We start from the raw sequence: 12,266 nt of genomic DNA, 5'->3' as shown, positions 1-12,266 counted from the left end.
GATGTCAAATAGCAATAAACCGATAATACATTTTGCGCATGCCAATGGTGTGCCATCGAAAGTATATACAAAATTATTTGAACAACTGAGCCATGAGTATCAAATTGTTTATGTGCCAATGATTGGCCCAGATAAGCGATATCCAATTAGTAATCATTGGCCTCATTTAGTTGATCAGATTATTGATAGCGTGACTCAACAAGGTCAAGGCCAAGCAGTCATTGGCTTGGGACATTCATTGGGTTCGGTTTTGACCTATATGGCAGCAAAGAAACGTCCAGAGTTGTTTCGTCAGGTGATTATGCTTGATCCACCTTTTATTATGGGCAAGCATTCGCTTATGTTTCATTTGGCGAAAATTTTTCACCCTAAAACTGTAGATAAAATTACACCTGCAGGTTTATCGGTACGACGCCGTGATCATTGGGAGTCTCGCCAACAAGCAGGTGAATTGCTTAGACCCAAAGGTTTTTATCAAAAGTTTGATGAAGATTGTTTTCAAGCATATTTACAATATGCGCTCACTGATGATCCTGTTCGTGGTGGTGTAACATTGACCATATCCAAAGCAGATGAGGTGGCCATCTTTAGAAATAATCCGTCGCTTTGGTGGCTGCCTATGGCACAGCCTAAAATACCAGTCAATATGGTTGTAGGGCAGGATAGCCAGTTTTTAAGCCGCGGTTTCCCACAAATTGCGCAGCGTAAATTGGGTATTCCTTATCAAGTTACTGAGGGAGGCCACATGTTTCCACTCGAACATCCAGAGACAACAGTTAATGTAGTGAAACAATTGATCCTAGATCATCAAGCTGTTTAATTTGGCATAAAAAATGCGCATCAATGGATGCGCATTTTTTTGTTCTCATTGACCTTGCGATAACGCAGTTTGAATGAAAATCTTAGAATTGACTAAACTGGATTGGTTTATGTAGCACTTGACCACGGAAAGTGACATGGCCTTGTGGCTGATATTGCAACGTACCTTGGCACAACCAGTCGATGACCAACGGGTAGATAAAATGTTCAAGCTGATGAATACGCTGAGCTAAGCTATCGGTATCATCATGGTGGGCAATCTTGAGTACACTTTGTGCTAAAGCTGGTCCTGCATCAAGCTCAGCTGTAACGAAGTGTACAGTACACCCATGAAAAACTTCACCGCTTTGTAATACTCGTTGATGAGTATGCATACCTTTATAATGAGGTAGCAGTGAAGGATGAATGTTGAGCATTTTACCTTGCCATTGCTGAACAAAGCCAGGGCTAAGGATACGCATAAAACCAGCTAAAACAACTAGATCGACATTCCAATCAAGTAGTTGTTGTTGCATCACTGCATCAAAACTTACACGATCGGGATAATCTTTGTGTTCAATAACAGCTGTTGCAATACCTGCCTGTTCGGCACGTTTTAATGCAAAAGCATTGGCTTTGTTGGAGATAACACCAACGATTTGCCCTGATACTTTTGCATCAATAATGGCTTGCAGATTACTACCGTTGCCAGAAACCAGTACTGCGATTTTCATCATGCAAAGATCACACGAATTTTTTCATCTGCACCAGCGACAGAAGCGGCATTGTCTTGGATATGTCCAATTTTCCAAGCAGATTCACCTTGTGCATTTAAAATGTCGATTGTGTTTTGAGCATCAGCTGCATCAACAGCAATAACCATACCCACACCACAGTTAAATGTACGATACATTTCAAATTGTTCTACACCACCTTCGCGTTGTAGTAATTTGAATAGTTCAGGCCATTGCCAAGATGATTCATCAATCACTGCTTGAGCACCATTTGGTAGTACACGAGGTAGGTTACCAGGTAAACCACCACCAGTGATGTGAGCCATTGCGTGTACATTCACTTGTTTACACAATTCAAGAATTGGTTTGACGTAAATACGAGTAGGTTCCATCACGACATCTGCTAAAGTGCGACCATCAATGATTTGCTCTAGGTCAACATTTTTAATGTCGATGATTTTACGTAAAAGTGAATAACCATTTGAATGTGCACCAGAAGATGCAACACCAATTAATACGTCACCCGCTTTAACTTGGCTACCATCAATGATTTTACTTTGTTCTACAACACCAACAGCAAAACCAGCAAGGTCATAGTCCTCGCCTTCATACATGCCTGGCATTTCAGCTGTTTCACCGCCAACTAGGGCACAACCTGCAAGTTCACAACCTTGGCCGATTCCAGTAACGACATCAGCAGCAACGTCAACATTTAAGTGACCAGTAGCATAATAGTCAAGGAAGAATAGTGGTTCTGCACCACAAACTAAAAGGTCGTTGACACACATAGCAACTAAATCTTGACCGATGGTATTGTGACGGTTTAGATTTAATGCGACACGTAATTTTGTTCCAACGCCATCTGTGCCGGAAACCAATACAGGCTCTTCATAGCCTTTTGGAATTTTACATAATGCGCCAAAACCACCTAGCCCACCCATTACCTCAGGTCGAGTTGTTCGTTTAGCGACTGATTTGATTCGATCGACTAGTGCGTCGCCCGCTTCAATGTCCACACCAGCATCTTTGTAACTTAAACCAGTGTTTGATTGAGAAGTTGTGTTGCTCATAATGAAGTCTCCGCATTCGCGCGGAGATTATACCTGATTATGTAAAACTCTTATGTTAATTCTATGCGAAAATGCTATCTTAATTTAATTATTTTAATTTAGACTGCCAAGAATCACCAATAAGGCGCGATGATATGCACGATATAACTTTAAAACGCATTTTTATATTATCGGCAATCGGGATAGGGTTATGGATTCTTTATCTACTCAAACCTGTGGTTATTCCGTTTTTAGCTGCATTTTTTATTGCTTATTTATTTAGTCAACCTGTGAATAAGCTCTCAAGATTTTTACCACGCTGGCTTGCGATCACCAATGTCTTTTTGGCCATTTCTTTGGTGATGGTTTGGGCAGTCTGGTTTGTCGTACCTTTAGTCTGGAAACAGCTGGTCTATTTTCGTGATAGCTTACCTGCAGGAATCCAGTGGGTGAATCACACTTTACTGCCATGGGGGGCAGTGACATTTAATTTAGAAAATATGCAGATTGATACTGATAAGCTTTCTAAAGTTGTCATGGATTATATACAGACCAATTACAACATGGACAGTATACAAAGCATGTTGTTATCCATTGTTCAATCTGGATTAAGTGTGATTCAAGTCAGTGGTACGGTTGTGCTTATTCCTATCATTACTTTTTACTTTTTATTAGATTGGAATCGTATGCTGGCGCGCATTCATACACTCATTCCACCTCGCTTTGAAACGAAAACCATGCAAATCGTTAAAGATTGCCATGATGTATTGGGAGCATTTGTAAAAGGTCAGTTTTTGGTGATGGTCTTATTGGGCATTGTCTATGCGGTTGGATTGCAATTGGTCGGTATTGAGGTGGGACTCATTATTGGTATGGTTGCAGGTCTAGCGAGTATTATTCCTTATCTTGGTTTTGCTGTAGGCATTATTGCTGCGGTCATAGCTGCTTTGTTCCAATTTGGCTTAGATTGGGTTCATCTGGCAATGGTCTTTGGCGTGTTTATGTTGGGACAAGTGATTGAGGGGTATATCTTACAGCCGTTCTTATTGGGCGATAAAATTGGCTTATCACCTGTTGCCGTGGTATTTGCTGTTTTGGCTGGCGCACAGTTAGGTGGTTTTTTGGGTATGTTGGTTGCTTTACCAGTTGCGGCAGTGATTGTGGTATTACTTAAGCACTTGCGCCAATATTACCAACAGAGTGATTTTTATCAAAATAGACTTGTAATTGAGAGTGATCACCTCCATACAGAGCAACAACATGTAGTGTATAATCCTACAGACCAAGTACAAGATGTGGTATCACAAGTACAAACAACAGTGCAGTCATCTGATGATGATCAGCCTGTAAAATAAAATTTGGAGTTAAAAAAAACCGATGCGTCAATTGCAGTTGAATATAGAACCTCATCTGGATGCGAAGATCAGTGACTTTTCTGGCCCTGGATGGGGTGCTGTAATTGATGCTGTGAGACAGCTACACGCAGGATTAGTCCATCGGTTTTATGTCTATGGTGAGGCTGGAACGGGGAAAAGCCATTTACTCAGCGCCATCTGTGATTCTTATCAAGAAATTGGTAAATCAGCCATAAAGGTATCATTGTTAGAATTATTAGATGCACCTATTGAGGCAATCAGTGCCTTAGAAAATTATGATTTAGTGGCCTTAGATGATATTGAAGCAATTTTAGGCGTGCCTCATTGGCAAACTGCGATCTTCCATTTGATTAATAGTAGTCAGCAAGACGGTGGTCAGTTGGTGTTTTCATCGCGTTTCGCACCTAAAGAATTAAAACTTGAATTATATGATCTACGTTCGCGCCTAAATCAAGCCGTAAGTGTAAGAGTACCGAATGGTGATGATTTAGCAGATCGTAAGTCTTTACTCAATTCCGTATTGACACGCCGTGGTGTACATTTTGACGCGCAAATTATTGACTATCTTCTTTATCATGGTCCACATCAAACCAGTCTCTTGCTTCAATCTGTAGATCAACTGGAAAAGTTGCTACAAGGTGAAAAAACTAAACTTTCTCATGCTGTGTTACGACAAATATATGCCTTAATCAATGAGTATCATTGACCCCAAAAGCCTTGTTTATTTTTTTATTTTGTGACAGATTGGGCGGAAATATGTAAAGTATTTTTGCGTTTAGAACAAATAAAAATATGAAAAGGAGATTTGGATGCTCAAGCAGGGCGTACTGTTAGGACTCTTTATTGTTGCAACTCAGTCATATGCTGCACCAATATACGTTACAACAACTGAGGACATCGTTGCAGATGATCAGCAATGTTCACTTCGTGAAGCAATTGAATACGTTAACTTGGGTATGCCTAAAGAGGGTTACAAGGGATGTGGCGGTGAGGATGCAGAGAGTACCATCTATTTAAAACCCAAAACTGAATATAAGTTAAATAGCCAGATTAAAATTAGAAAAAATCTTGTCATTCGAACCTTGATTGAGCAAGGTGCAAATGAAACTCGACCTGAAAAGTATAATGCCTCTATTAAAATGCTAGGCAAAGATCGGCTATTTTGGATTGAACGATATAGCGAAACTGAAAAGCCAAAGACTGATAAACCAGGTCCCATTCATGTTTTCTTGCAACAGTTAAACTTGAAAGGTTGTAATGAAAACCTGTGTCAAAATCAAGGTGGCTTAATCTATAACAAAGAAAAACTGAATATAATTGTTAGCCAACTACAAGGTGGAAAAGCGCAACAAGGTGGGGCAATTTACAATGCCGGTGAATATGATAAGGATGATAAACAAGCTTCACTGGAGATGCTTGATGTGATGTTTAAGGGCAATAAGGCTGAACAAGGTGCTGTCATTTATAGTGAGATGCTACAGTATATAGGTGCCCGTTTAGTCCTGAGAGACAATATAACAACCGATGCTCGGGCGGCAAATATAGAGGTTAAAAAACCTTTTAGTAAAGAACAATTAGAAGATATTGGCACAAATTTAGGTCGTGGTATTAGTAATAGTACGATCTTTAATAATAAAGGATATGTGCTACGTGTTATTGATGGTATGAGTATAAATAACAGCACGATTATTTTGAATGATAAAGGTCTAATTATTGATTCGCCATTTAAAAAAGCGTATGTGGTGAATAGCATACTTTTAAACAATGGCTCCCAAGACTGCCAAGTGAATAATGCTACGGATGCAAATAACATTAGTAATAATTTATATGGTGTTGGCTGTGCAGGGACAATGGGACAAGTCGTACCCAAAGATACAGTTTTACTTGCTGGTAAAGATATTGATGCAGAGTGTGACATAAGTAGCCAAGGTCTACTTTGTCCATTTAATAGTACGAGTAATGACAGCGCTTGGGGCTTTTTTAAACCTCGTTTGTTAAATAGTTATCGGTTTATCACTGATTCTCCGATCGTGAATCGTGGACCTGAGCATAATAGTCAATTATTATCTTGCGCAGTAGATGATCAACGCGGTAAGCCACGCCCAGCTGAACCTCAGTTATGTGACCGTGGTGCTATTGAACTTTATGTCACTCCCAATGCAAGTCCACAAATTGGTCAAAACATCTCTTATGGTCAAGTTGCAAAAATGAAGTTAGATGAACAGCTCAAAGATGGCGAGCTGGTTAGTCCTGATGTTTGCGTACGTTTGTTTGGCCAACAACCCAATGGGCAAACATGGCAAGCAGGATGTCTAAAGATAGTTCAATCAAATAGTACACCAAACTCAAAAGGTACTTTGACAGCAAGTCAAGACGGGGTATTTACTTATGTGCCAAATGGTAATTGGCATGGTATGGATGAATTTACTTCATTGGTTGTAACAAGCACATCACGTTTTACAGATTCGACCAATCCATATGTATCCATTCCAACACGAATAGTGCAAGAGCCCAATGAAGGGATTGAAAATAAAAAGGCTGGAGGCGGAGCAACAGGATTATGGGGGCTATTGGGCTTAGTGTCTGTGATTGCTTTACGTCATGGAAGACAAAAGTGGGGAAGTAAAACATGATCCAATATAAAAAAACGGCACTCGTTATTACAACATTAACGGTAATGAGTGCAGCAATCAGTGCTGAAACTGTAGATAGAACGATTCATGTCACGACCTTTGCTGATGAGGATGGGGAAAATAGCAATGCTTGTTCACTCAGAGAGGCAATTGAAACTGCATCAAAGGGTAAAGCCTATGGTGGTTGTACTGTTGGTGAGGTGTTAGCGAATAGAACCAGTATCATTCAGCTTGAAGCGGGTGAATACCAACTCAAACGTGAATTACAGCCCACAAGAAACGTTATTATTCAAGGTAAGCTCCCTTTTAAGTATGATCAGATTGATGTACTAAAAAATGATTATCCTGCTTTAACAGCAGTACAGACGAAGATTCGTGCTGTTGGAAATCATCGGATTATGAATAGCGCCACTTTTGGTCAACCTGCAGTAACCTTAAATAACGTTGAATTACATGATGGTGTGAGTGATAGTCGCGGTGGGGCAATCTTATCTGGTGGTGCGCTGATTCTCAGTAATGTTTCTATATTTAATAGTCAGGCCAAAGAGGGTGGAGCAATTTATCTTGATGGTGTGAATAGTAGCTTTACAAGTAATCGTGGTCGAATAGAAGGGAGTCAGGCTGAGCGTGGTAGTGTTTTAGCTATGAATTGTAGTGATAATCTCACTACAACTGCGCGTGAAATATCTATAGATTATATGAGTATCCTGAAAAATGGGTCAGTAAAGAGTCAAAGTACGATTGCTTATTGTGGACAAGTCAGAGCTCAAATGACTGCAAATAGCATAGGACTGAATCAGGCAGATCCAAGTCAGGGCAGTATTATTCAGTTTAGTTCTAAAACACCTTATGGCAATGTACCGCTTAGCTTGGGGAATAGCTCTCTTGAATTATTAAGTAATACCATTGTACAAAATACTGCTTACTCCACATTACTTTATAATAGTGTCGGCAAAAAAGAATTAAATTTTAATGTGTTAGCTTTTAATGCTGCTTCAGGACAATCATGTCGTGATGCTGATCAGCGTGAAAATGTCAAAGTTACTGATATTGCAGCAAAGGGTAATGGCATATTACTGAAGCGTGGAAATGATCAATGTCAATTAATCAGTGAAAAACCTGAAGATATTGCCAAAGAAAATATTGCATTGGATCAATATACATTTGATCAAGTTCTCAGCCCTTTATCGCAAAAACAACCTGATGCCTATACCGCTTTTATGCCAATTTATTTTACTAGGCTAACGGGGAATAATCCTTTAATTGATAGCGGATATGTATCTGGCTGTAGTGCTCTAGATCAAAGGGGAGTACAACGAGCTGGCGCACTGAACTCTGTAGGTAATGCAGATAAAGCCAATACCTGTGATGTTGGGGCAACTGAAGTGCTGCGATTAACGGCTAATAATTTTTCGGGGCAGAATGAATCGATTATAACTTTACTTAACGGGTATCAAAAAGCAATAGACGATTCTGAAGCAGCGTTAAATAACCCTAAAACAGATCCTGAGACTCTAGGTTATTATCGTTTACAGGCTGTAAAGTATCGTGATTTACACCGACTAACTAAACAAAAACAAAAATATAGAACAATATTTGTGGACCCTTTTAAATCTAATATACCCGATGAAACGGTAAATAGTGATGGGGGGAGAGAGATCAAACATTTGAGTTCAGATTTATATGATGTAAAGGTTGAAGCATTAGGTAATGGTAAACTGGATCAAAATCATAAATTTTCTGGGCAATTTGATCCTAACCTCAGATGTGAGTGGGATGATAAAAGCGAACTGAAACAAATTTTAGTATATCGGGTTGATGATAACTTAACCCCTGATGATGAAGATGAGTTCTGTTCATATACTTTGACAATGAAGTCTGACCCAACTAAATCATCATCTGGTTATATTATTTCAAGATTTCGTAACATTGCCCCAATTGCGCAAGATGTTCAATATACCGTTTCACCTGGGGACAATGGCTGGGTCACGTTGAATTTATTGGAAAATACCAATGATGATGGTGACGGTGATGTCGCTCAGCTTGTTACGAAGCCGCATAAAAGAAGTTATTATGCCGATGAAAAAGGTCAGGACCTTGCAATTCGATTTACCCAGTTACGTGATGCTATTCAGATTCAATCAGAACGCTCTGGTCCTTGTCCAGATGATGTGAAACTGACTTGTCATGGTGGAAAAATTTCAGCCAAATTAAAAAATACATTTGATCCATTCGACTATAAACTGAAATATGTGGTATATGATGCTGATGGTGCGGCTTCTAACGAGGCTTTAATCAATATTAAAAATACAGGATCATCAACAGGAGCAACTAGTGGCGGTGGTTCTGTAGGTGGGGTGAGTATTATTGCATTATTAACACTGATTTATTTACGACGTAGGTCTAGTCGTGTTTAAGCAAAGCGCATAAATATTCATTAAGTCATCTAGTGATTCATCGTACAAAGCATCGTTTCATTTGTAATGGAGCGGTGCTTTCTTATGTGACTTGTTATTTATGTTGTGATTTAGTCATACTATATGAAGTAGTTAGTATGTATTTTCCTATTCTTTTTTAGTTTATTCGATTGTAATTCTATATTTTGGCACAATCTTTATTATTTGATATTAGTAACTGTTTGATCACAGTGATTGTTTCGTCATCATGCTGAGTACTCTAGGAATTTATGCAAACATTGATGCCTTTAAGGCCGCTTCATCAGATAGTCCTTGATACTAAACAGTTGCTTTCGATTCAGCGCGGTGAACTGTTGCCTTTGTTAGAACATCCATTAATGTTAAATCAATATGCACAGCAGAACATACAGTCTCAAACAAGCTTGTTAAATCACGTTGATTCGGATTTAAGTCAGCAGCTCAGTCAAGCGATTACAGATATTATTCAGAAATTATCACAGTCATCTAAGAAGTTGAGAAACAAGCGCTTCAATCGTCTGCAACAATGGTTAGGCATCGATTTAGAGTTTAATAGTGGCAAGGTGCATTTTATGCATCAATTAGATCAATCAATTGATCGAGCAAATCATTTAAGTCGGTGTTTAGCCTTAGAAATGAGCCAGTCGCAAACGCGTTATCAACAGCTTTTAGTTCTACGTGAAGAAATGGCGCAATATATTGCAGCAGCTCAACAATTTTTAGCAGATTGCCCAGTTTTTATACGAGAGGCTCATGCCTTAGAGCATTTTAGGCAGCGTTTGCAACAAAAAATACATAACTTAAATACCATACAGTCGAGTCATGATATTGCCATGACTCAGATGCAACTTAATCAACAGTTAGCCTTGGGTTTAATTGATCGTTTTAAAGAAGCTCAACAGGTTTTGATTCCAGTTTGGCAATATCATGTCAAATTAACACAAGCCCAAGAAAATCTGCGTACAAATACAACAACAGATTTGGCTGAACTCAATCGTAACCGTGATAGATTAATTCAAAGTTTAAAGCAAGCATTAGAAAATCATTAGGATTATTATGAATACATTAGAATTGCAACAGCGTATTATTGAGCTCACACCTGAGCAACAACAGCAAAAATTTTCACAATTAAATTTAACCGAAATTGGCTTAAATGCTGATGATTTTGCTGCAGTCATGGATGTACATAAAGAACTTGATGAAATTAGTCAAAATCGTGTTGCTGAGTATGGTAAAAATATTGCTGCTAAAACTTCAAATTATACTGATGAGCTTTTGTCTTTAGTTAAAAATAATGAACTCGAAGATACAGGTAAAAAGCTTAATGAAGTAGTACAGACCGCACAACAAATAAATCATTCAAACTTGCTCAACTCGAATAAAAATTCAGGTTTTTTTGCCAGCCTATATAGTAAATTTCGTGGTGCTAAGCAGAGTTTCAGTCAACAATTTGATAACACAAAGCAGCACTTAGATCGTTTAGTTAGTGAAATTGAGACTACACAAAGTGGCTTAAGTCATCGTGTTGATACTTTAGAGCAAATGTTTGATGCTGTACAAGATGAATATAAGCAGTTGGGTCTCTATATCGCAGCTGGGCAGTTAAAATATCAAGCCATTCAGCAGTCCCTCATACAATTGGGAAGTGATGATCAGGGGCAAGATCCAACCAAGACACAGTCGATTTATGATTTAAACCTTGTTGCAAATAACCTTGAAAAGCGTGTAAGTGATTTACGTGTGTTACAACAATCTGCGATGCAAACTTTACCAATGATTCGGATTATTCAATCAAATAATCTAATGTTAGTTGATAAGTTTTATGCAATTAAAAATATCACCTTACCTGCTTGGAAAAATCAGATTAGTCTAGCAATTTCCTTACAAGAGCAAAAAAATAGTGTCCAATTAGCAAATAGTATTGATGATGCAACTAATGAGTTATTAAGACGTAATGCTGATTTATTACATCAAAATTCAGTGGATACGGCAAAGGCGAATCAACGCTCTGTTATTGATATTGAAACACTTGAACATGTGCAAAATAGTTTAATCAAAACAGTGAATGAAGTTATTCAAATTCAGAAAGACGGTATGCAACAACGTGAACAAGCTCAAGTACGCTTGCGTAGCCTACAGAACAATTTAAATCAACTTGTATTGCAATCTAGTACAGAAATACCCAAGTCTAAGCTGTAAACTTGGGTTTTAATAAGTTTTAAATGATGAATGTGGAATAGAGGAGTATCTCTTGTCTGGTTTTGACTCAATAAAATCACAGGCTACAAGACAAGATGTCAATTTAAGCTTAATCATTCTACAACGCCGACAGCGTAATTTATATATCGTTGCCATTTTTAGCATTTGTATAATGCTGCTTGCCTGTTTTCTTTTAGTGATCCAGCAACAGTTGGTTCTGAGTTATTGGGATTTAAGTAGAAGTGTACAGCAACTCCATATTCCTGCCAGTGTTGATTTGACCAGTTTTCAGAGTAGAGAGTTACCTCACTATTTGGAACGCTTTATGGGTTGGTTAGGCTGGTTTTTTTTAAAGATATTTGCAGTGCTTATTGGTGGTTTTTGCCTCATTCGAGTGTTAAAACATTTTGGTTATTTTCAACGCAGATTTAAATCATTAGTACTTAAGTTTGTTGCATGGCTGATCAGTTGTATTTTGATTTGGTCTAGTTTGAGTTATATCCAACATAGGCTCAATGTTGCTGAGCAACAACCATATAGTATGTTGTTGAGTTATGATCAAAATATTCAAGACAGCGTCATGGCACAACAGCTAGCATACGGACGTGAACTAGAAGCAGTAAAAGCTTATTTATTGGCACAAACTGCTTTATTACATGATCCAGTTGATAAAGCGGCTGCTCAAAGTTATATGCAGCAGTTATTGGTAAGTGAACAGTCTCAACCCTATTTTATGAGTTATGGTTTTAAACCTGAACAACTCTGGGCCATGCAACAACAGTTATATGGTAAAAGTGTCAGCCCAATTACAAAGCAGTTGGATCAACAGGCTGAAAAGGCAGAAAAAATATCGAGCATTATTAAAGTACTACTTTATGTACTTGCCGGTTTTGCACTATTGAGTGCTTTGTTTAGCTACCTATTAGCACGCAATATTCAACAACGTTGTTTACGTATAGATCAATTCATACATTAAGGGAGAGAGCGTCTTTAGAAAAAAGGAGGCGCTCAAACCGAAAGTGTTTAATTGTGATTTCTATGT

10 protein-coding genes are annotated in these 12,266 nt (G+C 38.4%); 8 read left to right on the top strand and 2 right to left on the bottom strand.

All coding sequences use genetic code 11. The features are described from left to right. Position 1: 1 nt before the first annotated feature. Positions 2–820 (top strand): alpha/beta fold hydrolase, encoded by an 819-nt coding sequence (locus RFH42_RS00350; RefSeq protein WP_308973551.1) that lies wholly within the window; start codon positions 2–4, stop codon positions 818–820. 82 nt (positions 821–902) lie between these two features. Here the strand turns inward: RFH42_RS00350 and purN are convergent, their stop codons facing one another. Next, on the bottom strand, positions 903–1,535 hold the full coding sequence (gene purN / locus RFH42_RS00345) for a phosphoribosylglycinamide formyltransferase (protein WP_308973550.1): 633 nt from the start codon (positions 1,533–1,535) through the stop codon (positions 903–905). Then, a complete protein-coding gene (gene purM / locus RFH42_RS00340; RefSeq protein ID WP_308973549.1) occupies positions 1,532–2,602 on the bottom strand; it encodes a phosphoribosylformylglycinamidine cyclo-ligase in 1,071 nt (356 codons plus the stop codon). The genes purN and purM overlap by 4 nt, the downstream gene beginning before the upstream one ends. Positions 2,603–2,736: 134 nt before the next feature. Here purM and RFH42_RS00335 point away from each other — a divergent pair, with 134 nt between their 5' ends. The 7 genes from RFH42_RS00335 (at position 2,737) to RFH42_RS00305 (ending at position 12,200) form a co-directional block, all read left to right on the top strand. Then, positions 2,737–3,936, top strand: a complete 1,200-nt coding sequence (locus tag RFH42_RS00335; RefSeq protein WP_374990731.1) for an AI-2E family transporter — start codon at positions 2,737–2,739, stop codon at positions 3,934–3,936. A gap of 22 nt (positions 3,937–3,958) precedes the next feature. Beyond that, complete coding sequence (gene hda / locus RFH42_RS00330) at positions 3,959–4,663, top strand: DnaA regulatory inactivator Hda (RefSeq protein WP_308973548.1); 705 nt, start codon at positions 3,959–3,961, stop codon at positions 4,661–4,663. Between the two features lie 103 nt (positions 4,664–4,766). Beyond that, positions 4,767–6,590 (top strand): rhombotarget A, encoded by a 1,824-nt coding sequence (gene rbtA, locus RFH42_RS00325; RefSeq protein WP_308973547.1) that lies wholly within the window; start codon positions 4,767–4,769, stop codon positions 6,588–6,590. Then, positions 6,587–9,007, top strand: a complete 2,421-nt coding sequence (locus tag RFH42_RS00320; protein ID WP_308973546.1) for a CSLREA domain-containing protein — start codon at positions 6,587–6,589, stop codon at positions 9,005–9,007. Before rbtA ends, RFH42_RS00320 begins: the two co-directional genes overlap by 4 nt. 269 nt (positions 9,008–9,276) lie before the next feature. Then, a complete protein-coding gene (locus RFH42_RS00315) occupies positions 9,277–10,074 on the top strand; it encodes a tellurium resistance protein (protein WP_308973545.1) in 798 nt (265 codons plus the stop codon). A gap of 7 nt (positions 10,075–10,081) precedes the next feature. Next, positions 10,082–11,224: a toxic anion resistance protein gene (locus RFH42_RS00310; protein ID WP_308973544.1), complete on the top strand. Its 1,143-nt coding sequence runs from the start codon at positions 10,082–10,084 to the stop codon at positions 11,222–11,224. A gap of 52 nt (positions 11,225–11,276) precedes the next feature. Then, positions 11,277–12,200: a hypothetical protein gene (locus RFH42_RS00305; RefSeq protein ID WP_308973543.1), complete on the top strand. Its 924-nt coding sequence runs from the start codon at positions 11,277–11,279 to the stop codon at positions 12,198–12,200. Positions 12,201–12,266 lie beyond the last annotated feature (66 nt).

Source organism: Acinetobacter rudis, assembly GCF_031157835.1.
GTDB lineage: Bacteria > Pseudomonadota > Gammaproteobacteria > Pseudomonadales > Moraxellaceae > Acinetobacter > Acinetobacter rudis_A.
Note: the sequence above shows the minus strand (reverse complement) of the source record. Positions and strands in the feature narration are given on the sequence as shown.

Bases quoted from the DNA above. Each gene is read 5' to 3' on its own strand.
- RFH42_RS00350 (WP_308973551.1), top strand. From the start codon at position 2: ATGTCAAATAGCAATAAACCGATAATACATTTTGCGCATGCCAATGGT.
- purN (WP_308973550.1), bottom strand. From the start codon at position 1,535: ATGATGAAAATCGCAGTACTGGTTTCTGGCAACGGTAGTAATCTGCAA.
- purM (WP_308973549.1), bottom strand. From the start codon at position 2,602: ATGAGCAACACAACTTCTCAATCAAACACTGGTTTAAGTTACAAAGAT.
- RFH42_RS00335 (WP_374990731.1), top strand. From the start codon at position 2,737: ATGCACGATATAACTTTAAAACGCATTTTTATATTATCGGCAATCGGG.
- hda (WP_308973548.1), top strand. From the start codon at position 3,959: ATGCGTCAATTGCAGTTGAATATAGAACCTCATCTGGATGCGAAGATC.
- rbtA (WP_308973547.1), top strand. From the start codon at position 4,767: ATGCTCAAGCAGGGCGTACTGTTAGGACTCTTTATTGTTGCAACTCAG.
- RFH42_RS00320 (WP_308973546.1), top strand. From the start codon at position 6,587: ATGATCCAATATAAAAAAACGGCACTCGTTATTACAACATTAACGGTA.
- RFH42_RS00315 (WP_308973545.1), top strand. From the start codon at position 9,277: ATGCAAACATTGATGCCTTTAAGGCCGCTTCATCAGATAGTCCTTGAT.
- RFH42_RS00310 (WP_308973544.1), top strand. From the start codon at position 10,082: ATGAATACATTAGAATTGCAACAGCGTATTATTGAGCTCACACCTGAG.